We start from the raw sequence: 24151 nt of genomic DNA on the forward strand, positions 1-24151 counted from the left end.
ACCAGGGCGTACGTCGAACAGGACCTCCACGAGATCTACCAGGGCGAGGTCCGCTACGCCCGCGACGCCTTCGAGGGCCTGCGCCTCATGGACGCCCTCGTCGCCGTCAAGCGCGGCGTCCCCGGAGCCGTACTCCCGCCGCTCAAGCAGCGCCGGGTCGCGAAGAAGGACGCTCCCGCCCTCCAGGTGTCCGAGCCCGAGCCCGGCGGCCGCTCCGACGTCGCCACCGACAACCCGGTGCCGACCCCGCCGTTCTGGGGCACCCGGGTCGTCAAGGGCATCCCGCTGAAGGACTACGCCTCCTGGCTCGACGAGGGCGCCCTCTTCAAGGGCCAGTGGGGCCTCAAGCAGAACAGGGCCGGCGACGGACCCTCGTACGAGGAGCTCGTCGAGACGGAGGGCCGGCCCCGGCTGCGCGGCTGGCTGGAGCGCCTCCACACCGACAACCTCCTGGAGGCGGCCGTCGTCCACGGCTACTTCCCCTGCGTCTCCAAGGGCGACGACCTGATCATCCTGGACGAGGCGGGCAACGAGCGGACCCGCTTCAGCTTCCCGCGCCAGCGCCGGGGCCGCCGCCTCTGTCTCGCGGACTTCTTCCGCCCGGAGGAGTCCGGCGAGACCGATGTCGTCGGCCTCCAGGTCGTCACCGTCGGTTCGAGGATCGGGGAGGCCACGGCCGAGCTGTTCGCCTCGGACTCCTACCGCGACTACCTGGAGCTGCACGGCCTCTCCGTCCAGCTCGCCGAGGCCCTCGCCGAGTACTGGCACGCCCGCGTCCGCGCCGAGCTGGGCTTCGCGGGCGAGGACCCCGGGAACGTCCAGGACATGTTCGACCTCAAGTACCGCGGGGCGCGCTTCTCCCTCGGCTACGGGGCCTGCCCCGACCTGGAGGACCGCGCGAAGATCGCGGAGCTGCTGCGGCCGGAGCGGATCGGTGTGCACCTGTCGGAGGAGTTCCAGCTTCACCCGGAGCAGTCCACCGACGCCATCGTGATCCATCACCCCGAGGCGAAGTACTTCAACGCCAGGTGACCGACCAGAGGTAAATCCGTATGTCCGCGCTGATCGGGACGTACACTTGTCGGTCCAGTGCAGGCCGGTCATCCTCCCCGTACCGGGGAGGGGGGCCGGCCTTCTCGTCCCTCCATGGAGGTGTCCGGATGACCAGTACGGTCCCCGCGTCCCTGATCCGTACGAACGGAAGCTCCGCCCTGCAGGCCGTCTTCCTCGACATGGACGGGACCCTCGTCGACACGGAGGGCTTCTGGTGGGACGCGGAGGTGGAGGCCTTCGCCGACCTCGGGCACCGGCTCGACGAGGCCTGGCGGGACGTCGTCGTCGGCGGCCCGATGACCCGGAGCGCGGGCTACCTCATCGAGTCGACCGGCGCCGACATCACCCTCGCCGAGCTGACCGTCCTGCTCAACGAGAAGTTCGAGCAGCGCATCGACCGGGGTGTGCCGCTCATGCCCGGCGCCGACCGGCTCCTCGCCGAACTGGCCCGGCACTCCATCCCGACCGCCCTGGTCTCCGCCTCGCACCGGCGGATCATCGACCGCGTCCTCGACTCGCTCGGCCGCGACCGCTTCGCCCTCACCGTCGCGGGGGACGAGGTCGTCAGGACCAAGCCGCACCCCGAGCCGTATCTGACGGCCGCCCGCGGGGTCGGGGCCGATCCCACGCTCTGCGCCGTCATCGAGGACACCGCGACCGGTGTGGCGGCCGCGGAGGCGGCGGGCTGCCGCGTCGTCGCGGTGCCGTCCGTGGCACCGATCGCGCCCTCCCCGGGCCGGGTCGTCGTGCGGTCCCTCGAAGAGGTCGACGTTCCCTTTCTGCGCACGCTGATCACCGGGATCTGAGCTTTCCCTGAGCCTTCCCCGACCGGAGTCGGGGAAATGCGGCGACGCCCGGAGAAAACGATCAGGCCATTCACCGAATGGACCTCCGCGTGACGTTGGTCACCCAGAGTGCCTGGCGGTGGGTGGCCTTCGTCGTGCTCCGCGCCCGAAAAGGCAGAGTTTCGGCGTCCCCATGTGTCCCGATTCGCTCGGCGCCGTCCGCATCATCCGACGCATGACTATCGAGCACCCCGCATTCATGATCACTGTGCGATTACCCCTGAGGCCGCCCGTGGTCCGGCGATAGCGACGCCGCCCACTAATCTTTCGCGAGTACTTCGCCGCATATCCGCGTGCGCCGGCGCACACCCAAGTCGCCGAGAACACAGGACCGATCGCAACACCCGGCCCGATCGCTCCCGCCCCGACCGGGCGGCCGGCGGCGGAGTTCCACTGACCGCTGCAATCCAGTGCCGGATGAGGAGATCGTCCCTGATGAACCGCAAGACCCTGGTGCTGCCGGCTGTGGCCGGACTGCTCGCCCCCCTGCTCGCCGCCTGCGGCGGAGCACAGGACGGGGGAGCGATCGTCGTCGGCACCACGGACCAGTTCATCGCGACCGCGGACGCCCCCGCCCCGCTCGACCCGGCCTTCGCCTACGACACCGGCGCCTGGAACATCCTGCGGCAGACCGTCCAGACCCTGATGCACGTGCCCCGCGACGGCGGCGAGCCCGTCCCCGAGGCCGCCCAGAGCTGCGGATTCTCCGACAAGGCCAGCGAGAGCTACCGCTGCAAGCTCCGCTCCGGCCTCACCTTCGCGGACGGCACCCCTCTCACCGCCGAGGACGTCAAGTACTCCGTCGACCGCGTCCTGAAGATCAAGTCGGACAACGGCACGGCCGCCCTCCTCTCGAACGTCGACACCGTCGAGACCAAGGGCACCGACGAGGTCGTCTTCCACCTGAAGACCCCCGACGCCACCTTCCCGTACAAGCTCTCCACCCCGGTCGCCGGCATCCTCAGCAAGGACAAGTACGCCGCCGACAAGCTCCGTGACGGCTTCGACGTCGACGGCTCCGGCCCGTACACCATGGAGGTCGAACGCGACGGCGAGAAGGCCACCCGCTTCGTCTTCACCAAGAACCCCGCCTACAAGGGCGACATCACCCTGCGCAACGACAAGGTCGAACTGCGCCCCTACGCCGACGCGGACGCCATGGGCCGGGCCCTGGACGGCGACGACATAGACATGATGGCCCGTTCCCTGTCGCAGCAGCAGGTCAAGGACCTCACCGAGACGCCCAAGGACGGCATCGAGATCATCGAGGTCCCCGGCCTGGAGATCCGCTACCTCGGCTTCAACACCAAGGCCCCCGCCGTCCAGGAGAAGGCCGTACGCCAGGCCATGGCCGCCGTCATCGACCGGGGCGCCCTCGTCAACCTGGTCTACGGCCCCACCGCCGAGCCCCTGTACTCGCTGATCCCCTCCAACATCACCGGCCACGCCACCCCCTTCTTCGACGAGTACGGCGAGCCCGACCGCGCCCGCGCCGCCAAGCTCCTCAAGGACGCGGGCGTCAAGACCCCGGTCAAGGTGACCCTGAACTACACCACCGACCACTACGGCGCCGAGACCGCGAAGGAGTTCGAGGCGCTCAAGAAGCAGCTCGTCGCCACCGAACTCTTCGACGCCACCGTCCGGGGCACCGAGTGGTCGAAGTTCCGCACGGCCCAGAAGCGCGGCGACTACGCCGTCTACGGCCTCGGCTGGTTCCCGGACTACCCGGACCCGGACAACTACATCGCGCCCTTCCTGGACAGCGACAACTTCCTCAACACCCCGTACGTGAACAAGGTCGTCCGCGACCAGCTCATCCCGCGCTCGCGCCGCCAGGCCGACCGCACCGCCGCAGGCCCCGTCTTCCACCAGATCCAGAAGATCGTCGCCGAGGACGTACCCGTCCTGCCCCTGTGGCAGGGCAAGCAGTACGTCGCCGCCCGCGACGACCTCAACGGAGTCGAGTACGCCCTCAACACGTCCTCCGACCTCCTGCTCTGGGAACTGGGCCGAGGCACCGCATAACCCCGTCGACTGGATCGGTTACACCGGCCGCGCACCCGCGCGCGGCCGGCCTGACAAGAGATCACGAGGCACGTTCTGTGAAGACGCACAACAAGTGGCTGACGGCCCCCCTCGCCGCCGGCCTCGCCGCCGCCCTCCTCAGCGGCTGCGGCACCGAACAGGGTGGCGCAGGAGACTCCGGCAACGGCGTACGCGTCGGCATGTCCGACGAGATTCTCGCCACCGACCCGGCGGCGGGCTACGACCCCGGCTCCTGGCTGCTGTTCAACAACGTCTTCCAGTCCCTCCTCGCCTTCCCCAAGGGCGGCTCCGAGCCTGAGCCCGAGGCCGCCGACAAGTGCGGCTTCTCCGCGGGCAGCACCGTGTACTCCTGCACCCTGCGCGACGGCCTCACCTTCTCCAACGGCAACAAGCTCACCTCGAAGGACGTCAAGTTCTCCTTCGAGCGGGCCCTCAAGATCGCCGACCCCTCCGGCCCCGCGCCGCTGCTCTCCACCATCGACACCATCGAGACCCCGGACGAGCGGACCGTCGTCTTCCGGCTCAAGGTCCCCGACGCCACCTTCCCCAGCAAGATCGCGTCCGGCGCCGGCTCCATCGTCGACCACCGCGAGTACCCCGCCGACGGGCTCCGCACCGACGGCAAGGCCACCGGCTCCGGACCGTACAAGCTGGACTCCTTCGGCGACTCCGAGGCCACCTTCTCCGCCAACCCCGGCTACCGGGGCACCGCACGGCTCAAGAACGACGCCGTCACCCTCAAGCTCTACCGCGGCGACCGCTCCGCCCTCTCCAAGGCCCTCACCGCCGGAGAGATAGACGTCGCCTACCGAGGCCTCTCCGCCGACGACATCGTCACCCTCGAAACCTCCGAGGCCACCGACGACAAGGGCATCGAGGTCACCCAGGGCAGCAGTGCCGAGGTCCAGCACCTGGTCTTCAACATGAAGGACCCGGTCGTCGGCAAGCTCGGCGTCCGCCAGGCCATCGCCCACCTCGTCGACCGCGAGGCCCTCGTCGAAGGCGTCTACAAGTCGACGGCCACGCCGCTCTACTCGATCGTCCCGGCCGGCATCGCCGGACACAACACCGCCTTCTACGACACCTACGGCACCCCCGACGCCGCCAAGGCGAAGAAGGCCCTGCGCGCGGCCGGCATCACCGACAAGGTGAAGCTCACCCTCTGGTCCACCCCCAGCCGCTACGGCCCGGCCACCGACCAGGAACTCAAGGCCATCGCCGGCCAGCTCAACGCGAGCGGACTCTTCGACGCCGACGTCAAGTCCATCGCCTACGACCAGTACGAGAAGGACATCGCCGCCGGCAAGTACGGCGTCTACGTCAAGGGCTGGGTCCCCGACTACCCCGACGCCGACAACTTCACCGCCCCCTTCTTCGGCGAGGGCAACGTCCTCAACAACCGCTACCAGAACACCACCATCACCGGCAGCCTCCTCCCGAAGACGGCCGCCATCCCGGACCGCGCCGCCACCGCCGACGAGTACGGCAAGCTCCAGGACCTCGTCGCCGCCGAACTCCCGCTGCTCCCGCTCTGGCAGGGCAAGCAGTACGCCGTCGCCCGCGACGACGTCACCGGCCTCGAATGGACCCTCGACGCCTCGACCGTCTTCCGCTTCTGGGAGATCCGCAAGGGCTGACCGGGCCACACCCCCGCACCACGGAGGGGCCCGGCGCGCACCAGCGCACCGGGCCCCTCCGCCGTACCCGCTACTGCCCGCCGGCGCCCGGCCGCACCAGCCCGCTCTCGTACGCGTACACCGCGGCCTGCACCCGGTCCCGCAGGCTCAGCTTCGTCAGCACATGACCCACATGCGTCTTCACCGTCGTCTCGCTGACGAACAGGTCCGCCGCGATCTCCGCGTTCGACAGGCCGCGCGCGACCAGCTTCAGCACCTCCACCTCACGGTCCGTCAAGGTGGCCAGCGCGTCCGGCATCTGCTCCTCGCCCGTCGGCAGATGCGCCGAGTACTTGTCGAGCAGCCGGCGCGTGATCGACGGCGCCAGCATCGCCTCACCGGCCGCCACCACCCGGATCGCCTGCACCAGCTCGGTCGCCGGAGCGTCCTTCAGGAGGAAACCGCTCGCCCCCGCCCGCAGCGCCTCCACCACGTACTCGTCCAGATCGAAGGTCGTCAGCACCAGCACCTTCGCCGGGCCGTCCCGCCCCGGACCCGTGATCTGCCGGGTCGCCTCCACCCCGTCCATCCGCGGCATCCGGATGTCCATCAGCACCACGTCCGGCTGCAACGCCCGCACCTGGTCCTGCGCCTGGAGACCGTCCCCGGCCTCACCCACCACCGCGATGTCCTGCTCCGCCTCCAGAATCATCCGGAAGCCGGTGCGCAGCAGCGGCTGATCGTCGACCAACAGGACGCGGATCGTCACAAGGGCTCCTTCAGGGGACCTGGGCTCACGAGGTGCGCCGGCGCTACGGCGCCGGCGGGGCCAGGTCCATTCTGCCCTGATCCGATTCGCCCGACTCCGGCGGGCGCACGGAAACGATCTTCAGCGGATAGACCGGGGGAGTGCCACCGAACTCGGGACACACCGCCTGATGATCACACCAACCGCACAGCTTCGTCGGCCGCGGCCGCCAGTCCCCCGACTCCGTCGCCAGCCGGATCGCCTCCCACAGCGCCAGCAGCTTCCGCTCCACCCGCAGCAGATCCGCCTCCACCGGGTCGTACGTCAGCACCTCCCCGCTGCCCAGATAGACCAGCTGCAGCCGCCGCGGGATCACCCCACGCAGCCGCCACACCACCAGCGCGTAGAACGTCATCTGGAACAGCGCACCGTCCCGGTACTCCGGCCGCGGCGCCTTGCCCGTCTTGTAGTCGACGATCCGCACCTCACCCGAGGGCGCCACATCGATCCGGTCGATCACCCCGCGCAGCCGCAGCCCCGAGTCCAGCTCCGTCTCCACGAACAGCTCACGCTCGGCCGGCTCCAGACGCGTCGGATCCTCCAGCGTGAACCAGCGCTCGACCAGCCGCTCCGCCTCGTCCAGCCACCCCGCGAGCCGCTCACCGTCCGGATCCCCCGCGAACAGCTCACCCAGCTCCGGCTTCGACTCCAGCAGCCGGTCCCACTGCCCCGGCACCATCGCCCGCGCCCGCGGAGCCGTCCGCTCCACCGCGGGATCGTCGAAGAGCCGCTCCAGCACCGCATGCACCAGCGTGCCCCGCGTCGCCGCCGCACTCGGCTTCTCCGGCAGCCGGTCGATCACCCGGAACCGGTACAGCAGCGGACACTGCATGAAATCGCTCGCCCGCGACGGCGACAACGACATGGGCGCCCGGGGCTCCGCCGGCACCTGCTCGCTCGTACTCATGACGAAGACCCTACGACCCGCCACCGACAAGGAGCGGAATACCATCGACCAGGGACCCCGTCGCACTGCATGATCGAAGCGTGACGCACCGACGTGGGTCACACCCCGCGTCGAAAGGAACCCGTGAACCAGGACGAGCCCAAGCCGCAGCGGACCGAGGAACCCGGTGGCGGGATCCTGATGGGCCGGCCCTTCGGCGTGCCCGTCTACGTCGCCCCCAGCTGGTTCCTCGTCGCCGCCCTCATCACCTGGGTCTTCGGCGACCAGATCGAGCGCGTCCTGCCCGAACTCGGCGCCGCCCGCTACCTCGTCTCCCTCTTCTTCGCCATCGCCTTCTACGCCTCCGTGCTCGTCCACGAACTGGCCCACACCATCGCCGCGCTCCGCTTCAAGCTCCCGGTGCGCCGCATCCAGCTCCAGTTCTTCGGCGGCGTCTCCGAGATCGAGAAGGAGACCGAGACCCCCGGCCGCGAATTCGTCCTCGCGTTCGTCGGCCCCCTCCTCTCCCTCGCCCTCGCCGGCGTGTTCTATCTCTCCCTGTACGCCGTCGAGCCCGGCACCGTCCCCGGCGTCCTCCTCGCCGGCCTGATGATCTCCAACCTGATCGTCGCGATCTTCAACCTGCTCCCCGGCCTCCCCCTGGACGGCGGCCGCATGCTCCGCGCCGTCATCTGGAAGATCACCGGCAAGCCCATGAGCGGCACCGTCGCCGCCGCCTGGGTCGGCCGCGCCCTCGCCGTCCTCGTCCTCGTCGGCCTCCCCCTGCTCACCCGCACCGGCGCCCTCGGCAACTCCACCGACGACATCAGCGGCCTCGACACCGTCACCGACGCCCTGCTCGCCGCCATCCTCGCGGCCATCATCTGGACCGGTGCCGGCAACAGCCTGCGCATGGCCCGGCTCCGCGAGCACCTCCCCGGACTGAGCGCCCGCAGCCTCACCCGCCGCGCCATCCCCACCGAACCCACCACCCCCCTCTCCGAGGCCCTCCGCCGGGCCAACGACGCGGGCGCCCGCGCCCTCGTCGTCGTCGACGGCCACGGCGACCCCACCGGCATCGTCCGCGAGACCGCCATCGCCGCCGTCCCCCAGCACCGCCGCCCCTGGGTCGCCGTCAGCACCCTCGCCCAGGACCTCACCGACGGCATGCGCGTCCCCGCCGAACTCACCGGCCAGCCCCTCCTCGACCACCTCCGCGCCAGCCCCGCCACCGAGTACCTCGTCGTCGAGGACACCGGCGAGATCTACGGCGTCCTCGCCACCACCGACGTGGAACGCGCCTTCGTCAAGGCCATGGCACGACCCGGCGCGTAACCCCGGTAGGCTGGTCACATGTCCGAACCGACCGGTGCCGCCCGCCGACGCGGGCCCTTCAAGGTCGGGGACCAGGTTCAGCTGACCGACCCCAAGGGCCGTCACTACACGTTCACGCTCGAAGAGGGAAAGAACTTCCACACCCACAAGGGTTCCTTCCCGCACGACGAACTGATCGGCGCCCCCGAGGGCAGCGTTGTCCGCACCACCGGAAACGTCGCCTACCTCGCGCTGCGCCCCCTGCTCCCCGACTACGTCCTGTCCATGCCCCGCGGCGCCGCCGTGGTCTACCCCAAGGACGCGGGGCAGATCCTGGCCTTCGCCGACATCTTCCCCGGCGCACGCGTCGTGGAGGCCGGGGTGGGCTCGGGATCGCTCAGCAGCTTCCTCCTGCGCGCCATCGGCGACAGCGGCATGCTGCACTCCTACGAGCGCCGCGAAGACTTCGCCGAGATCGCGAAGGGCAACGTCGAACGCTACTTCGGCGGCCCCCACCCCGCGTGGCAGCTCACCGTGGGCGACCTCCAGGACAACCTGTCCGACACCGACGTCGACCGGGTCATCCTGGACATGCTCGCCCCCTGGGAGTGCCTGGAGGCCGTCTCCAAGGCCCTCGTCCCCGGCGGCATCCTCTGCTGCTACGTGGCCACCACCACCCAGCTGGCCCGCACCGTGGAGTCCATCCGTGAGTTCGGCTGCTACGCCGAGCCGCAGCCGTGGGAATCCATGATCCGCAACTGGCACGTCGAGGGCCTCGCCGTCCGCCCCGACCACCGCATGATCGGCCACACCGGCTTCCTCGTCACCGCCCGCCGCCTCGCGGACGGCGTCGAGCCCCCGATGCGCCGCCGCCGCCCCGCCAAGGGCGCCTACGGCGAGGACTACGAAGGCCCCAACAAGGGCTGACGTCCCGACACCCATGGAGCGCCGCCGTCGACTTCCCCGCCCCTGGCGGGAACTCGACGGCGGCGCACCCATGTTCGGTGAGCACGGCCACCGGCCGGCCCGTACCGACCCCACCTGTTCCGTCCCCCTGTGACGTATGGCACGATGCGCGGAAACCCACCGCACCGCCCCCACAGGAGACGTCTCGCGTGCAGCCCTCCGCCGCCCCGGACCTCGCGGACCTCGCCCACACCCACGCCCGGCCGGCCCACTGGCTCGCCATCGCCACCGCGACCGCCGCGGTCGTCGCCCTCGCCGGACTGCTCCAGCCAGGCCCCGCCGAAGCCACCGCGGCCCCCGCCGGAGCCCCGGCCTCCGCACCCGCCCCCGAGGCCACCGGTGCCGACTACCCGCTGGACTGCGGGGGAGGACCCCACAAGATCGCCAAGCGGGCGTCCGGAGACCTCGACGGCGACGGGAACCCCGAGACCGTTGCGGTCGTGCACTGCGAAGCCGGCTCCGGCACCCCGCCGAGCGGCGTCTACGTCCTCACCCGCGGCAAGCGGCCGGGCGCCCCCGCCCGCGTGGTGGCCACCCTCGTCGCCCCCGAGCTGCGCAAGAACGTCACCGCGCTCGACGTACGCGACGGAGCGGTCCTCACCACCCTGCTCGGCTACTCGTCCCCCGACGTCCCCAGCTGCTGCCCCGACGAGAAGGAGCAGGTCAGCTGGCGCTGGCAGGGCGGCGCCTTCGTACGCGACGGTCAGGCCGGCGCGCGCAGCGCCTGACCCGTCACTCCGCGTCGGGGCCGTACACCTCGACCTTGTCGGCGGCCCGCCGCACATGGATGCAGTCGCCCGGGCACTCCTTCGCGGAGTCCACCACGTCCTGGAGCAGCGTCAGCGGAACCGGCGTCGTCGCCCCCACGGCCTGAAGCAGCTCGTCGTCGGCGCTCTTCACATACGCGAGCCCGTCGATGTCCAGCTCGAAGACCTCGGGAGCGTACTGCGCGCAGATCCCGTCCCCGGTGCACAGGTCCTGGTCGATCCAGACCTCCAGCGCCTCACCGGCGTCCGTGGAAGGGACCTCGTGCTGCACGGTCATATCTCCTGCCGTTCCTGATTCTGAATCGCTTCTCGCGGGTAAGTCGGGCCCCCTCCGTTGGGTGTTGGCCCAAGACGACGATACAACCGCCCGCTTTCAAGCCGTGAAGGGTGGGTATTCCCTCTGGCGAGAGGGGAAGCGCAAGGGTGAAGATCGGACACACCTCGGAGTCTTTTTGATCTAGGGGTTTCAATCACCACCCACGCAGGTAGGGTCAGGAAGCGTCCAGCTCCCCTTGGAGGAGGTGAGGACCGTGGCAGCCCACGACGACGACATCAACCGCGGCATCCGGCCGGGGCGAGGGTCTGAAGACCCCGCCGGTCAGGTTGCCTATCTCGAGCAGGAAATCGCCGTCCTGCGCCGCAAGCTCGCCGACTCTCCGCGACACACGAGGATTCTCGAAGAGCGGATCGTCGAGCTGCAGACCAACCTGGCCGGCGTGTCCGCGCAGAACGAACGTCTGGCGAACACGCTCCGTGAGGCCCGCGACCAGATCGTGGCCCTCAAGGAGGAGGTCGACCGGCTCGCACAGCCGCCGGCCGGCTTCGGTGTCTTCCTGCAGGCCAACGAGGACGGCACATGCGACATCTTCACCGGGGGCCGCAAGCTCCGGGTGAACGTCAGCCCGAGCATCGAGCTCCCCGAGCTCAAGCGCGGCCAGGAAGTCATGCTCAACGAAGCGCTCAACGTGGTCGAGGCCATGGAGTACGAGCGCGCCGGGGACATCGTCACCCTCAAGGAGATCCTCGAGGACGGCGAGCGCGCCCTGGTGGTCGGGCACACCGACGAGGAGCGGGTGGTGAGGCTCGCCGAGCCTCTGATGGACGTCACCATCCGCGCCGGCGACGCCCTGCTGCTCGACTCCAGGTCCGGCTACGTCTACGAGGTGGTCCCCAAGAGCGAGGTCGAAGAGCTCGTTCTCGAAGAGGTCCCGGACGTCGACTACGAGAAGATCGGCGGTCTGGGCGGCCAGATCGAGATGATCCGCGACGCGGTCGAGCTCCCCTACCTCTACCCGGACCTCTTCAAGGAGCACGAACTGCGGCCGCCCAAGGGCATCCTGCTCTACGGGCCGCCCGGCTGCGGCAAGACGCTGATCGCGAAGGCCGTGGCCAACTCCCTGGCCAAGAAGGTCGCCGAGGTGACCGGTCAGCCCGCGGGGAAGTCCTACTTCCTCAACATCAAGGGCCCCGAGCTCCTCAACAAGTACGTCGGTGAGACCGAGCGGCACATCCGCCTCGTCTTCCAGCGTGCCCGGGAGAAGGCGAGCGAGGGCACCCCCGTCATCGTCTTCTTCGACGAGATGGAATCCCTCTTCCGCACCCGTGGCTCCGGTGTCAGCTCGGACGTGGAGAACACCATCGTCCCGCAGCTCCTCGCCGAGATCGACGGTGTGGAGGGCCTGGAGAACGTCATCGTCATCGGCGCCTCCAACCGCGAGGACATGATCGACCCCGCGATCCTGCGGCCCGGCCGACTCGACGTCAAGATCAAGATCGAGCGTCCGGACGCGGAGGCCGCGAAGGACATCTTCGCGAAGTACCTCACGGCCACCCTGCCGCTGCACGCCGACGACCTCTCGGAGCACAGCGGCTCCAAGGCCGCCGCCGCCCACGGAATGATCCAGTCCGTGGTCGAGCAGATGTACGCCGAATCCGAGGAGAACCGCTTCCTCGAAGTCACGTACGCCAACGGCGACAAGGAAGTCCTCTACTTCAAGGACTTCAACTCCGGCGCGATGATCCAGAACATCGTCGACCGGGCCAAGAAGATGGCCATCAAGGCCTTCCTCGACCACAACCAGAAGGGCATCCGCGTCTCCCACCTCCTCCAGGCCTGCGTGGACGAGTTCAAGGAGAACGAGGACCTGCCCAACACCACCAACCCCGACGACTGGGCCCGGATCTCCGGAAAGAAGGGCGAGCGGATCGTGTTCATCCGCACCCTCGTCACCGGAAAGCAGGGCGCGGACACCGGACGCTCCATCGACACGGTGGCCAATACCGGCCAGTACCTGTAAAACGCCCACCGGCTGCGGATGTCCGGAAACCGGGCATCCGCAGCCGGTGCATTCCATCCAGCATTTCCCCCGGCAGTACAGAGAAATACGCAAACGATCTCCCCACCAGCGCGGAGCCGCTCTAGGCTCATCGGTACCGCCGAGTCGCGCACAGTGAGCGCCGCCGGGCAAGGAGGGCCGCATGACCGTACGGCGAGTAATGGGCATCGAGACGGAGTACGGGATCTCCGTCCCGGGACACCCGAACGCCAATGCCATGCTCACCTCGTCCCAGATCGTCAACGCCTACGCGGCGGCGATGCACCGGGCGCGACGCGCCCGCTGGGACTTCGAGGAGGAGAACCCGCTGCGGGACGCCCGCGGCTTCGACCTCGCCCGCGAGGTGGCCGACTCCAGCCAGCTCACCGACGAGGACATCGGCCTGGCCAACGTGATCCTCACCAACGGGGCGAGGCTCTACGTGGACCACGCCCACCCGGAGTACAGCTCGCCCGAGATCACCAACCCGCGCGACGCCGTCCTGTGGGACAAGGCCGGCGAGCGGATCATGGCGGAGGCCGCCGAGCGCGCCGCGCAGCTCCCCGGCGCCCAGCCGATCCACCTCTACAAGAACAACACCGACAACAAGGGCGCCTCCTACGGCACGCACGAGAACTATCTGATGAAGCGGGAGACCCCCTTCTCGGACATCGTGCGCCACCTCACCCCCTTCTTCGTCTCCCGCCAGGTCGTGACCGGCGCGGGACGGGTCGGTATCGGCCAGGACGGCCGCGAGCACGGCTTCCAGATCAGTCAGCGCGCGGACTACTTCGAGGTCGAGGTGGGTCTGGAGACGACCCTCAAGCGGCCCATCATCAACACCCGCGACGAGCCGCACGCCGACGCCGAGCGGTACCGCCGTCTGCACGTGATCATCGGCGACGCCAACCTCTCCGAGATCTCGACCTACCTCAAGCTGGGCACCACCGCCCTGGTCCTGTCGATGATCGAGGACGGCTTCATCACGGTGGACCTCGCCGTCGACCAGCCCGTACGGACCCTCCACCACGTCTCGCACGACCCGACGCTCCAGTACCTGGTCACGCTCCGCAGCGGCCGCACGCTCACCGCGGTGCAGCTCCAGATGGAGTACTTCGAGCTGGCCAGGAAGTACGTGGACGAGCGGTACGGCGCGGACGCGGACGAGCAGACCAAGGACGTCCTGACCCGCTGGGAGGACACCCTCAACCGGCTCGAGAACGACCCCATGAGCCTGGCCGGCGAGCTCGACTGGATCGCCAAGCGGGAGCTCATGGAGGGCTACCGGCGCCGGGACGGCCTCGACTGGGACGCGGCCCGGCTGCACCTCGTGGATCTCCAGTACGCGGACGTACGCCCGGACAAGGGCCTCTACAACCGGCTGGCCGCCCGCGGGCGCATGAAGCGGCTCCTGGACGAGACCGATGTGGAGCGGGCGGAGACGGCTCCTCCCGAGGACACCCGGGCCTACTTCCGGGGCCGCTGCCTCGAGCAGTACGCCGACGACGTCGCCGCGGCCTCCTGGGACTCGGTGATCTTCGACCTGCCCGGCCGGGACTCCCTCCAGCGCGTCCCGACCCTGGAACCGCTGCGCGGCACCAAGGCCCACGTGAAGTCGCTCCTCGACCGCTGCCGGACGGCCGAGGAACTGGTCCGGGTTCTCTCCGGCGGCTGATCCGAGGCCCGCCAGGGGCCTGAAATGCCCCGGCACTGGGAATCATGGAAACAGTGCCCGGGCGTTGTGGAAACCACGGGGCCGAAGTCGGACCCCACGTATAGGGTCTGATCTTGTACGGACTCAACCGAGCGGGCCGATTCGAGCGGGGTGAGGTATATGGCGACCAAGGACACCGGCGGCGGACAGCAGAAGGCGACGCGTTCCACGGAGGAGGTCGAGGAGACCACCACGGAGGCGAACTCCGACCTCCAGGAGCGCCAGGAGAAGCTGAGCGAGGACGTGGACTCCGTCCTGGACGAGATCGACGACGTCCTCGAGGAGAACGCCGAGGACTTCGTGCGGTCCTTCGTGCAGAAGGGCGGCGAGTAGCCGCCCCACGCACTGTCGTCCTCCGTCCCCGGAGCCCCGGAGAAAGCCGTGGGTCCGGGGACGGATGACAAGCGGTGGCACGGGTAAGGTCCGTGCACAGCAATCAAGATCGGCCCGCGCGTCCCACGGCGGACCGACTCTCCCACCCGGAAGGAATCGCGTGGAAGCCAACCCTCGTAGCACCGGGCGTCTGCCGGCGGCCTTCCTGACGCCCGGGTCGTCCTCGTTCATGGACTTCCTGTCCGCGCACTCGCCGGATCAGCTCCCCGGCAACCGGCGTCTGCCGGAGGGCGTCGTCGAGGCCCCGCACGGGACGACCATCGTGGCCGCGACGTTCCCCGGCGGGGTCGTCCTCGCCGGCGACCGGCGCGCCACCATGGGGAACATGATCGCGCAGCGGGACATCGAGAAGGTCTTCCCGGCCGACGAGTACTCCGCGGTCGGCATCGCCGGCACCGCCGGTCTCGCCGTGGAGATGGTCAAGCTGTTCCAGCTGGAGCTGGAGCACTTCGAGAAGGTGGAGGGCGTGACGCTCTCCCTCGAGGGCAAGGCGAACCGTCTCTCCACCATGATCCGCGGCAACCTCGGCATGGCCATGCAGGGACTCGCCGTCGTGCCGCTCTTCGCGGGCTGGGACGAGTCGAAGGAGAAGGGTCGCATCTTCTCGTACGACGTGACCGGCGGCCGCTCCGAGGAGCACGGGTTCGCCGCCACCGGCTCCGGCTCGATCTTCGCGCGCGGTTCGATGAAGAAGCTGTACCGCGCCGACCTGACCGAGCAGGAGGCCACCACCCTGGTCGTCCAGGCGCTCTACGACGCGGCGGACGACGACTCGGCGACCGGCGGCCCCGACATGGCACGCCGGATCTTCCCGATCGTCACGGTCATCACCGACGAGGGCTACCGCAGGCTCACCGAGGCCGAGTCCTCCGAGCTGGCCCGAGCGGTCACCGCACGGCGCCTCGAGCAGCCCGACGGGCCGCGCGCCGCCCTGCTCTGACCCCCCGTCGTTCTGCAGAAGCCCAGAAGAAAGGGACGGACCGCCGGTGTCCACTCCGTTCTACGTCTCACCCCAGCAGGCCATGGCCGACCGGGCGGAGTACGCCCGCAAGGGCATCGCCCGAGGCCGCAGCCTGGTCGTCCTCCAGTACACCGACGGCATCGTCTTCGTCGGCGAGAACCCGTCCCGCGCGCTGCACAAGTTCAGCGAGATCTACGACCGGATCGGCTTCGCCGCCGCCGGCAAGTACAACGAGTACGAGAACCTCCGCATCGGCGGTGTGCGCTACGCCGACCTGCGCGGCTACACCTACGACCGGGACGACGTCACCGCGCGCGGCCTGGCCAACGTCTACGCCCAGACGCTGGGCACGATCTTCTCCAGCGCGGGGGAGAAGCCGTACGAGGTCGAGCTGGTCGTCGCCGAGGTCGGGGAGGACTCGTCGGGTGACCAGATCTACCGGCTGCCGCACGACGGCTCGATCGTGGACGAGCACGGCTCGGTCGCGGTCGGCGGAAACGCGGAGCAGATCAGCTCCTTCCTGGACCAGCGGCACCGGGACGGCATGTCCCTGGCCGAGGCCCTGAAGCTGGCCGTGCAGGCGCTCTCGCGGGACACCAACGGCAGCGAGCGGGAGATCCCCGCGGAGCGGCTCGAAGTGGCGGTCCTCGACCGCACGCGTCCGCAGCAGCGCAAGTTCAAGCGGATCGTCGGCCGCCAGCTGTCGCGCCTCCTGCAGGCGGACAACGCGGCGGTGACGAAGACGGACGAGCCGTCGGACGAGGCGCCCGAGGAGTAGACCCACCCACCCGAAGGGGGCCCGGTCCACGGCGACCGGGCCCCCTTCGGCGTACGGCCCGCCCCGCCCCGCACAGGCCTCAGGGGCCCTGGGCGACCGGGCCCCTTCGGCGTACCTCCGCAGGCCGCCCCGCACAGGCCTCAGGGAGTCGGTGGCGGGCCCGCGGAGCCTTCGGGGGCCCCGAGCGCCGAGGCGGGGTCGGCGGAGCCCAGGAGGGCCGGTGCGGGGCCCGTGGAGCCGCGGGGGACGAGCACCGCGGGCAGAGAGGCCGGGGCGGGCCGGTCGCCCGCGAGGACGGCGAGCAGCGCCACCATGCCCCGCCGCCCGAACTCCTCGGCGGGCAGCCGGACCGTGGTCAGCTCCGGGTCGACGACGGTCGCGAGGGCCATGTCGTCGAAGCCGGTGACCGACAGGTCCTCGGGGACCCGGAGTCCGAGCCGCCGCGCGGCCTTGCAGACGCCGGCCGCGAGGATGTCGTCGTCGCAGATCACCGCCGTGGGACGGGGGCCGGGCGCGGTGAGGGCCCGCCCCGCGGCCTCCCACGCGTCCGCGACGTTCAGCGGCGACCGTACGGTGCGCACCTCCGTCCCGCGCAGGGCGTGGGCGAGCGTGGCGGCCCGCACGTCGAACGTCCAGGACGGGGCGGCGGACGCCAGGTGCAGGAAGCGGCGGTGACCGAGTCCGAGCAGGTGCCCGGTCACCTGGCGCATGCCGTCGGCGACGTCGAGGTTCACGTGCGCGGCGGCGCCGGGGTCGGCCGGGTCGCTGTCGAGCATGACGAGCGGCAGGTCGGTGCCCCGGAAGGCCTCCAGGGCGTCGGTCGCCATCGAGGAGGCGATCACGCCGTCGAGGGCGGCCTGCGCCGAGGCGAAGGGGTCACGCGCGGGGCCGAGGCCGTCGGGGGAGGGGTAGAGGACGACGCCGAAGCCGTGCCGGGCCGCCTCGGCGGCGGCGCCCGTGTAGACGTGGGCGAAGAACTCGTTGGTGAGGGCCGGGACCACGAGGAGGGCGGTCCGGGTGCTGCCGAGCCGGAGGCTGCGGGCGGCGAGGTTCGGCCGGTACCCCAGGCTCCGGGCGGCCTCGCGGACGGCGTCGGCGGTGCGCCCGGAGACCCGGCCGCGCCACTTGTCGCCGAGCACGAGGGAGACGGTGGCCTGGGAGACGCCCGCGGCCCGGGCGACGTCCCGGCTGGTGGGGCGGGTGCCGCCGAGCGGCTCCGGGGTCTGCACTGGGGCCTCCGCGTCGGACGGTTCCGGGGTGCGGGCTGGACCCGCGTACAGCCGACATGGTACGTATGACGAAGGACGTTATACGTAAAACCTCGGCCGGGTCCGAGGCGAGGGGAGACCAGATGGCCACCGAGACCCCGGCACACGGCGGCTATCTCGACATACTCCAGGCGCCGCACGCCGCCCGGCTGCTCGCCGGCACCCTGCTCGGACGCCTGCCTAACGGCACCGGCCCCGTCGCCCTCACCCTCTTCGTCCGCGACCAGGGCGGCAGCTACACCCTCGCCGGCGGCCTCATCGCCGCCTACGGCGTCGCCACCGCCGTCGGCCAGCCCCTCCTCGGCCGCGCCGTCGACCTCAAGGGCCAGCCCCGGGTGCAGCTCCCCGCCGCGGCCCTCTCCGCCCTCGGCATGGCCGTCCTCGCCCTGACCGGCATCGGCCACCTCCCGCTCGCGTACGCGGCCGTCGTCCTCGCCGGCCTCTTCACCCCGCCCCTGGAGGGCGGGCTGCGGGCCCTGTGGCCCGGCGTCCTCGGCCGCGAGGACCGGGTCCACCGGGCGTACGCCCTCGACGCGGTCGCGCAGGAGGTCATGTTCACCGCGGGCCCCCTCCTGCTGACCCTCCTCGTCTCCCTCCGGTCGCCCGCCGCCGCCCTCCTCGTCATCAACCTCCTCGGCGTCCTCGGAGCCCTCTCCGTCGTCCTCTCCGAGCCCTCCCGCACCTGGCGCTCCGCGCCCCGGGAGGCCCACTGGCTGGGCGCCCTGCGCTCACCGGGGCTCCTCGCCCTCCTCGGCTCCTTCTTCTTCGTCGGCCTCGCACTCGGCTCCATCACCGTCGCCGCCGTCGCCTACGCGGACGACCGCGGCGCCCCGTCCGTCTACGGCTGGCTGATGGCGGCCCTCGGCCTCGGCGCGCTCCTCGGCGGCGTCGCCTACGGCGCCCGCCGGTGGTCCGGCGCCCCCGAACGGCGGCTTCGCGTGCTCGTCCTGCTGCTCGCCGTCTGCTACCTGCCCCTCGTGCTCACGCCGGGCCCCGTCGCCATGACCGGTCTCTCGGTCCTCTCCGGCGTGTTCCTGGCGCCCGCGCTCGCCTGCGCCTTCATCGTCGTGGACCGGCACGCGCCGCGCGGGACCGTGACCGAGGCCTTCTCCTGGCTCGTCACGACCTTCGGAGTCGGCTCCGCCCTCGGCTCGGCCGTGGCGGGACCAGCCGTGGAACTCGCGGGGACCGTCTCCGGTTTCGCCGTCGCCGCAGCGGGCGGCCTGATCGCCTTCCTCGTCCTCCTGGCGACCGGCCGCGTCCTCGGCGCGCCCCCGGCCTCCGACACCCCCGCGGCCGACGCGCGACACGCCGTGGGCGCGGGCGCCCCCACCCCAGTACACAGCGAAAAGAACACGCACTGATCGGAAAATGATCGAAACGGGAACGCCCAACCCGGTTTCAGCACAGGCCGTCAGGCGTAATGTTCAGACATGGACCGCCGCATTTTCGGGCTGGAGAACGAGTACGGCGTCACGTGCACGTTCAGGGGACAGCGCCGACTGTCTCCTGACGAAGTGGCGCGCTACCTCTTCCGCCGTGTCGTGTCATGGGGCCGCAGCAGCAATGTCTTCCTGCGGAACGGCGCCCGCCTGTACCTGGACGTGGGATCGCATCCGGAATACGCCACACCGGAATGCGACGACGTGACCGAACTGGTCACCCACGACAAGGCCGGCGAGCGCATTCTCGAGGGCCTGCTCGTCGACGCCGAACGCCGCCTGCACGAGGAGGGAATCGCAGGCGACGTCTACCTCTTCAAGAACAACACCGACTCGGCCGGAAACTCCTACGGGTGCCACGAGAACTATCTCGTCGCCCGTCACGGAGAGTTCTCCCGGCTCGCGGACATCCTCATTCCGTTCCTCGTCACCCGGCAGCTCATCTGCGGCGCGGGAAAGGTCCTCCAGACCCCGCGGGGCGCGGTGTTCTGCGTCTCCCAGCGTGCCGAGCACATCTGGGAGGGCGTCAGCTCCGCGACCACCCGCTCGCGGCCCATCATCAACACCCGCGACGAGCCGCACGCCGACGCCGAGCGCTACCGCCGGCTGCACGTCATCGTCGGCGACTCGAACATGTCCGAGACGACCATGCTGCTCAAGGTCGGCGCCACCGACCTGGTGCTCCGCATGATCGAGGCGGGCACGGTGATGCGCGACCTGACCCTGGAGAACCCCATCCGGGCCATCCGCGAGGTCAGCCACGACATCACCGGACAGCGCAAGGTCCGGCTCGCCAGCGGCCGCGAGGCCTCCGCCCTCGAGGTCCAGCGCGAGTACTACGAGAAGGCCGTCGACTTCGTCGACCGGCGGGGCATCCGGACCGGCACGGTCGCCCAGGTCCTGGAGCTGTGGGGCCGCACGCTCGACGCCATCGAGAGCGAGCGCCTCGACCGCATCGAGACCGAGATCGACTGGGTCATGAAGCACCGGCTCATCGAGCGCTACCGGGCCAAGCACAACATGACCATGTCGAACCCGAGGGTCGCGCAGATAGACCTCGCGTACCACGACATCCACCGCCGTCGTGGGCTCTACTACCTGCTCCAGAAGAACGGGCAGGCGGCGCGGATCTGCAACGACCTGAAGATCTTCGAGGGCAAGTCGGTGCCCCCGCAGACCACTCGGGCCAGGCTGCGCGGCGATTTCATCCGCCGTGCCCAGGAGCAGCGGCGGGACTTCACCGTCGACTGGGTCCACCTCAAGCTGAACGACCAGGCGCAGCGCACGGTGTTGTGCAAGGACCCGTTCCGCTCCGTCGACGACCGGGTCGAAAAACTGATCGCCGGAATGTAGGCAGGTCGTACCGGCCAGGGCCCCGCACGTTTGGCGTGCGGGGCCCTCGACGTGACAGGAGGGTCCCCTAGAGTGTCGGCACAACTACTGTGCCGTCTGAGATCTGAGGAACACGTGCGCCGACTTGCCGGCCTTCTCGTCGTCCCGCTGCTGCTGCTCTCGACAGCGGCGTGCGGCAGCGACGACAAGGGCTCCGATTCCGCCTCGATGAAGAACGGACTGCCCGCCATCACCGCGGGTCAGAAGTTCGGGGAGAAGCCGACCCTCTCCAAGGGCGAGGGTGACCCGCCCAAGGAACTCGAGGTCAACGTCATCAGCGAGGGCAAAGGCGCGGTGACGAAGAAGGGCGACTCGATCCAGGTGAACTACCTGGGTCAGGCCTGGGACTCCACCACCCCCTTCGACAACAGCTTCGACCGTGGCGAGCCGTTCAGTCTGACGCTCGGCGAGGGCGGGGTCATCAAGGGCTGGGACCAGGGCCTGGAGGGCCAGAAGGTCGGCAGCCGCGTCGAGATCGGCATCCCGCCGGAGCTCGGCTACGGCGAGAAGGGTTCGCCGCCGAAGATCGGGCCCAACGCCACCCTCGTCTTCGTCGTGGACATCCTGAAGGCCGTCACGATCCCGAAGTCCGCCACGGGCACCCCGGTCGCCCAGGAGAACAAGGACCTGCCGAAGGTCGGGGTGAACACCGACGGCAAGGCGCCCACGCTGACCGTCCCGAAGGTCGCCCCGCCGACGAAGCTCGTCTCGAACTATGTGATCGAGGGCGACGGCGAGGCCGTGAAGGCCACCGACACGGTCGTCGTGAACTACGTCGCCGCCCTCTGGAAGGACGGCAAGGTCTTCGACTCGACGTACACCGGCGGCAAGCCCGCGACCTTCCCGCTCGCCAACCTCACGCTGAAGGGCCTCAAGGACGGCCTCGTCGGCAAGAAGGTCGGCAGCCGCGTCCTGATCGTCGCCCCGCCGGCGATGGCGTTCGGCGACAAGGAGCAGCAGGGGATTCCGAAGAACTCCACGCTGGTGTTCGCCATGGACATCCTCACGAAGGTGTAAGACTGTCCCGATCACGCAGTTCATCAGCATGAGGAGCAGTTCAGTGAGCATCGAGAAGCCCGAGATCGACTTCCCGGGTGGCGAGCCGCCGAAGGACCTGGAGATCAAGGACATCTGGGAGGGCGACGGCGAGCTCGCCGAAGCCGGTGACTTCGTGAAGGTCCACTACGTCGGCGTGTCCTTCGACTCCGGCGAGGAGTTCGACGCCTCCTGGAACCGCGGCGCCCCCCTCGACTTCAACCTCGGCGCCGGCCAGGTCATCCAGGGCTGGGACCGTGGCGTCCAGGGCATGAAGGTCGGCGGCCGCCGCCAGCTGGTCATCCCCGCGGACCTCGCCTACGGCGACCGCGGTGCCGGCGGCAAGATCGCCCCGGGCGAGACGCTGATCTTCGTCTGCGACCTCGTGGGCGTCACCAAGCGCTGAACCGGAACCCGGCCGGGCACCGTCCCGGCCCGTGACGGTCCTGTGAGGGCCCCCGCCGTCCACGGCGGGGGCCCTCGGCTTGGGCCCCGACACCCCGGGGCGGTACGGTCGGACGTCCGACAAGTGGATCCGGCAAAAGAGGTGCGGGGCGTCGATGGCGATTGCCAAGTCCGAGCGGCTGATGAATCTCGCGCTGTGCCTCCTCGGGACACGCCGTCCGCTGAGCAAGCGGGAACTCCGCGGCTCCATCGAGGCCTACCTCGAAGCCGGCGGCGACGACGCCTTCAACCGCATGTTCGAGCGCGACAAGGACGATCTGCGGGAGCTCGGCCTCGTCATCGAGACCGTCGAGAACCTGGAGGGCGAGACCGGCTACCTGGCCCGTCGCGACTCCAACCGGCTGCCGCCCATCACCCTCGACGCCGAGGAGGCCGCCGCACTCGGCCTGGCCGCGAAGGTCTGGCAGCAGGCCCGCCTCGCCGGCGCCGCCAGCGGCGCCCTGCAGAAGCTCCGCGCCGCCGGCATGCCGGAGGCGGAGGACTCGTACGACACCCAGCCCAGCGCCCTCGAACCCCGCATCCCCGTCCACGAGGCCGCCTTCGAACCGCTGATGCTGGCCTGCCGCGACCGTCGGCCCGTCGTCTTCGACTACCGCAAGGCCAACGCCGCCCGCCCCGGGACCCGCCAGGTCGAGCCCTGGACCCTCGAATGCTGGCGCGGCCACTGGTACCTGGCCGGCTGGGACCGCGACCGCGGCGCGGAGCGCGTCTTCCGCCTCTCCCGGATCACCGGCAAGGTCCGCTCCCGGGCCGGCGCCTTCACCGCACCCGTGCCCGACGTCGTCACCGTCCGGGAGACCGTGGAGAGCTGGGCGGGGGAGACCGCCACCCGCTCGGCCCGGATCCGGCTGCGCACCGGCTGCGGCTACCCCCTGCGGGCCCGCGCCCAGTCCGTACGCGAGGGCACCGACGGCTGGGACGAGCTGGAGATCCCGTACGGACACGGGCTCGACGCCTGGCTCGTCGAGTTCGGTCCCGATGTCGTCGTACTGGAACCGGCCGATCTGCGCGCCGACGTGGTGGACCGGCTCCGTGCCGTGGCCAAGGGCTGAGGGGAAGACGAACCGCATGGCTGCCAACGCGATCGACCAGACGAGGCGGATGCTCTCGCTCGTCACCTACCTCCGCGAGCGCCCCGGCGCCCACGTCGCCGACGTCGCGCGCGCCTTCGGGATCACCGAGGACGAGCTGATCTCCGACCTGGACGTGCTGCCCATGTGCGGCACCAGCTTCCGCGGCGGCGACCTCCTCGACATCGACACCGACGGCGACCGGATCTGGTGGCGCAACCCGAGCGCGCTCAGCGCGGAGGCCGCCGCGCCGTTGCGGCTCGCCGCCGACGAGGCGACTGCACTCCTCGTCGCCGCCCGTGCCGTCGCCACCCTGCCGGGACTGCGCGAGAGCGACCGGGAGGCGCTCCTGCGCGCCACCGCCAAGCTGGAGGCCGCGGCTGGCGAGGCCGCCGGGGCCAGCTCCCGGCTCTCGGTGACCTTCGAATCGGAGGGCGGGGTCTTCGCCGAGGTCGACCGGGCCATCTCGGAGCGTCGGCGCCTGTGGGTGCGCTACTACTCGCCGGCGCGCGACGAGCTCACCGAGCGCGAGGTCGACCCGATCCGCCTGTTCGCCGTCGGCCACACGTACATGGAGGCGTGGTGCCGGCTGTCCGAGGCGCGCCGCACCTTCCGGCTCGACCGTGTGGTGGAGATCCGCATCCTCGACGAGCACGCGGCGCCGCCGGAGCTGGAGCTGCGCGACCTCTCCGCGGGTCTCGTCCAGCCGTCCGCCGACGACCCCGAGGTGGTGATCGAGGTCGGCCCCGGCGGCCGCTGGGTCGCCGAGTACTACCCCCACGACCGGGCCGGGGAGCTGTCCGACGGCGGGCTGCGGATCACCCTCCGTACGCCGGACCCGGCGTCGCTGCGGCGGCTCGCGCTGCGGCTCGGCAGCGACGGGCGGATCGTCGCGCCGCAGGAACTCGCCGACAACGCGAGGACGGCGGCCGCCGCCGCGCTCGCCGCGTACGAGGGCGAGTGACGTTCTCCGCCGAGGGGACGCAGTGACGGACGTAGCCGCGGACGCGGGAGTCG

At 70.4% G+C, this 24151-nt stretch carries 22 protein-coding genes; 18 read left to right on the forward strand and 4 right to left on the reverse strand.

What is annotated here, in order from left to right; genetic code table 11:
* From ABZ567_RS21650 to ABZ567_RS21665, 4 genes are all read left to right on the forward strand, one after another.
* The coding region (locus tag ABZ567_RS21650) for a vitamin B12 dependent-methionine synthase activation domain-containing protein (protein WP_360792355.1) at nucleotides 1-1032 on the forward strand (1032 nt) is incomplete at its 5' end.
* Nucleotides 1033-1160: 128 nt separating this feature from the next.
* Nucleotides 1161-1859 carry an HAD family phosphatase gene (locus tag ABZ567_RS21655; protein WP_360792357.1) on the forward strand — a complete coding sequence of 233 codons (699 nt, stop codon included), beginning with the start codon at nucleotides 1161-1163 and terminating at the stop codon, nucleotides 1857-1859.
* A gap of 474 nt (nucleotides 1860-2333) precedes the next feature.
* A complete protein-coding gene (locus tag ABZ567_RS21660) occupies nucleotides 2334-3923 on the forward strand; it encodes an ABC transporter substrate-binding protein (protein ID WP_360792359.1) in 1590 nt (529 codons plus the stop codon).
* Nucleotides 3924-4000: 77 nt separating this feature from the next.
* A complete protein-coding gene (locus ABZ567_RS21665) occupies nucleotides 4001-5581 on the forward strand; it encodes an ABC transporter substrate-binding protein (protein ID WP_360792361.1) in 1581 nt (526 codons plus the stop codon).
* Between the two features lie 70 nt (nucleotides 5582-5651).
* On the opposite strand, the gene ABZ567_RS21670 is transcribed toward ABZ567_RS21665, so the two are convergent.
* A complete protein-coding gene (locus ABZ567_RS21670) occupies nucleotides 5652-6329 on the reverse strand; it encodes a response regulator transcription factor (protein WP_360792363.1) in 678 nt (225 codons plus the stop codon).
* Nucleotides 6330-6372: 43 nt separating this feature from the next.
* Nucleotides 6373-7275, reverse strand: a complete 903-nt coding sequence (locus tag ABZ567_RS21675) for a PD-(D/E)XK nuclease family protein (protein WP_360792365.1) — start codon at nucleotides 7273-7275, stop codon at nucleotides 6373-6375.
* 180 nt (nucleotides 7276-7455) lie between these two features.
* Here ABZ567_RS21675 and ABZ567_RS21680 point away from each other — a divergent pair, with 180 nt between their 5' ends.
* The 3 genes from ABZ567_RS21680 (at nucleotide 7456) to ABZ567_RS21690 (ending at nucleotide 10262) form a co-directional block, all read left to right on the forward strand.
* Entirely contained in the window at nucleotides 7456-8589 is a 1134-nt protein-coding gene (locus ABZ567_RS21680; RefSeq protein WP_360792795.1) for a site-2 protease family protein, read from the forward strand.
* An 18-nt stretch (nucleotides 8590-8607) separates the two neighbouring features.
* Nucleotides 8608-9495: a tRNA (adenine-N1)-methyltransferase gene (locus ABZ567_RS21685; RefSeq protein ID WP_015032448.1), complete on the forward strand. Its 888-nt coding sequence runs from the start codon at nucleotides 8608-8610 to the stop codon at nucleotides 9493-9495.
* Nucleotides 9496-9683: 188 nt separating this feature from the next.
* On the forward strand, nucleotides 9684-10262 hold the full coding sequence (locus ABZ567_RS21690) for a hypothetical protein (protein ID WP_360792367.1): 579 nt from the start codon (nucleotides 9684-9686) through the stop codon (nucleotides 10260-10262).
* Nucleotides 10263-10266: 4 nt separating this feature from the next.
* Here the strand turns inward: ABZ567_RS21690 and ABZ567_RS21695 are convergent, their stop codons facing one another.
* A complete protein-coding gene (locus ABZ567_RS21695) occupies nucleotides 10267-10578 on the reverse strand; it encodes a ferredoxin (protein WP_360792369.1) in 312 nt (103 codons plus the stop codon).
* A 253-nt stretch (nucleotides 10579-10831) separates the two neighbouring features.
* Between ABZ567_RS21695 and arc the strand changes: the two genes are divergently transcribed.
* From arc to prcA, 5 genes are all read left to right on the forward strand, one after another.
* Complete coding sequence (arc, locus tag ABZ567_RS21700) at nucleotides 10832-12598, forward strand: proteasome ATPase (RefSeq protein WP_360792371.1); 1767 nt, start codon at nucleotides 10832-10834, stop codon at nucleotides 12596-12598.
* A gap of 181 nt (nucleotides 12599-12779) precedes the next feature.
* Nucleotides 12780-14291, forward strand: coding sequence for a depupylase/deamidase Dop (gene dop / locus ABZ567_RS21705; RefSeq protein ID WP_360792374.1), 1512 nt, complete (start codon nucleotides 12780-12782; stop codon nucleotides 14289-14291).
* Between the two features lie 159 nt (nucleotides 14292-14450).
* Nucleotides 14451-14663 (forward strand): ubiquitin-like protein Pup, encoded by a 213-nt coding sequence (locus tag ABZ567_RS21710; RefSeq protein WP_073818441.1) that lies wholly within the window; start codon nucleotides 14451-14453, stop codon nucleotides 14661-14663.
* 160 nt (nucleotides 14664-14823) lie between these two features.
* Nucleotides 14824-15663 (forward strand): proteasome subunit beta, encoded by an 840-nt coding sequence (gene prcB / locus ABZ567_RS21715; protein WP_360792376.1) that lies wholly within the window; start codon nucleotides 14824-14826, stop codon nucleotides 15661-15663.
* A gap of 46 nt (nucleotides 15664-15709) precedes the next feature.
* Nucleotides 15710-16462, forward strand: a complete 753-nt coding sequence (prcA, locus tag ABZ567_RS21720) for a proteasome subunit alpha (RefSeq protein WP_360792378.1) — start codon at nucleotides 15710-15712, stop codon at nucleotides 16460-16462.
* Between the two features lie 140 nt (nucleotides 16463-16602).
* Here prcA and ABZ567_RS21725 read toward each other — a convergent pair whose 3' ends face one another.
* The gene (locus ABZ567_RS21725; RefSeq protein ID WP_360792380.1) at nucleotides 16603-17691 is read right to left on the reverse strand and encodes a LacI family DNA-binding transcriptional regulator; all 1089 of its coding nucleotides are present in this window, start codon (nucleotides 17689-17691) and stop codon (nucleotides 16603-16605) included.
* Between the two features lie 122 nt (nucleotides 17692-17813).
* On the opposite strand from ABZ567_RS21725, the gene ABZ567_RS21730 reads away from it, so the two are divergent.
* The 6 genes from ABZ567_RS21730 (at nucleotide 17814) to ABZ567_RS21755 (ending at nucleotide 24098) form a co-directional block, all read left to right on the forward strand.
* Nucleotides 17814-19094 carry an MFS transporter gene (locus tag ABZ567_RS21730; protein ID WP_360792382.1) on the forward strand — a complete coding sequence of 427 codons (1281 nt, stop codon included), beginning with the start codon at nucleotides 17814-17816 and terminating at the stop codon, nucleotides 19092-19094.
* Between the two features lie 69 nt (nucleotides 19095-19163).
* The gene (gene pafA / locus ABZ567_RS21735; protein WP_359214521.1) at nucleotides 19164-20525 is read left to right on the forward strand and encodes a Pup--protein ligase; all 1362 of its coding nucleotides are present in this window, start codon (nucleotides 19164-19166) and stop codon (nucleotides 20523-20525) included.
* Nucleotides 20526-20639: 114 nt separating this feature from the next.
* Nucleotides 20640-21581 (forward strand): FKBP-type peptidyl-prolyl cis-trans isomerase, encoded by a 942-nt coding sequence (locus tag ABZ567_RS21740; protein ID WP_360792384.1) that lies wholly within the window; start codon nucleotides 20640-20642, stop codon nucleotides 21579-21581.
* Between the two features lie 43 nt (nucleotides 21582-21624).
* A complete protein-coding gene (locus ABZ567_RS21745; protein WP_360792386.1) occupies nucleotides 21625-22005 on the forward strand; it encodes an FKBP-type peptidyl-prolyl cis-trans isomerase in 381 nt (126 codons plus the stop codon).
* 154 nt (nucleotides 22006-22159) lie between these two features.
* A complete protein-coding gene (locus ABZ567_RS21750; protein ID WP_360792388.1) occupies nucleotides 22160-23116 on the forward strand; it encodes a WYL domain-containing protein in 957 nt (318 codons plus the stop codon).
* 16 nt (nucleotides 23117-23132) lie between these two features.
* Nucleotides 23133-24098: a WYL domain-containing protein gene (locus tag ABZ567_RS21755; protein ID WP_360792390.1), complete on the forward strand. Its 966-nt coding sequence runs from the start codon at nucleotides 23133-23135 to the stop codon at nucleotides 24096-24098.
* The last annotated feature ends 53 nt before the right edge of the window (nucleotides 24099-24151 follow it).

This window comes from Streptomyces sp. NPDC016459 (assembly GCF_040632845.1).
In the GTDB taxonomy this organism is placed as follows: Bacteria; Actinomycetota; Actinomycetes; order Streptomycetales; family Streptomycetaceae; genus Streptomyces.

Excerpts from the sequence above, each read along its gene's own strand:
- ABZ567_RS21755 (WP_360792390.1), top strand. The coding sequence starts at position 23,133 with ATGGCTGCCAACGCGATCGACCAGACGAGGCGGATGCTCTCGCTCGTC.
- ABZ567_RS21750 (WP_360792388.1), top strand. The coding sequence starts at position 22,160 with ATGGCGATTGCCAAGTCCGAGCGGCTGATGAATCTCGCGCTGTGCCTC.
- ABZ567_RS21710 (WP_073818441.1), top strand. The coding sequence starts at position 14,451 with ATGGCGACCAAGGACACCGGCGGCGGACAGCAGAAGGCGACGCGTTCC.
- ABZ567_RS21655 (WP_360792357.1), top strand. The coding sequence starts at position 1,161 with ATGACCAGTACGGTCCCCGCGTCCCTGATCCGTACGAACGGAAGCTCC.
- ABZ567_RS21660 (WP_360792359.1), top strand. The coding sequence starts at position 2,334 with ATGAACCGCAAGACCCTGGTGCTGCCGGCTGTGGCCGGACTGCTCGCC.
- ABZ567_RS21680 (WP_360792795.1), top strand. The coding sequence starts at position 7,456 with ATGGGCCGGCCCTTCGGCGTGCCCGTCTACGTCGCCCCCAGCTGGTTC.
- pafA (WP_359214521.1), top strand. The coding sequence starts at position 19,164 with ATGGACCGCCGCATTTTCGGGCTGGAGAACGAGTACGGCGTCACGTGC.
- ABZ567_RS21730 (WP_360792382.1), top strand. The coding sequence starts at position 17,814 with ATGGCCACCGAGACCCCGGCACACGGCGGCTATCTCGACATACTCCAG.
- ABZ567_RS21675 (WP_360792365.1), bottom strand. The coding sequence starts at position 7,275 with ATGAGTACGAGCGAGCAGGTGCCGGCGGAGCCCCGGGCGCCCATGTCG.
- ABZ567_RS21685 (WP_015032448.1), top strand. The coding sequence starts at position 8,608 with ATGTCCGAACCGACCGGTGCCGCCCGCCGACGCGGGCCCTTCAAGGTC.
- dop (WP_360792374.1), top strand. The coding sequence starts at position 12,780 with ATGACCGTACGGCGAGTAATGGGCATCGAGACGGAGTACGGGATCTCC.
- ABZ567_RS21695 (WP_360792369.1), bottom strand. The coding sequence starts at position 10,578 with ATGACCGTGCAGCACGAGGTCCCTTCCACGGACGCCGGTGAGGCGCTG.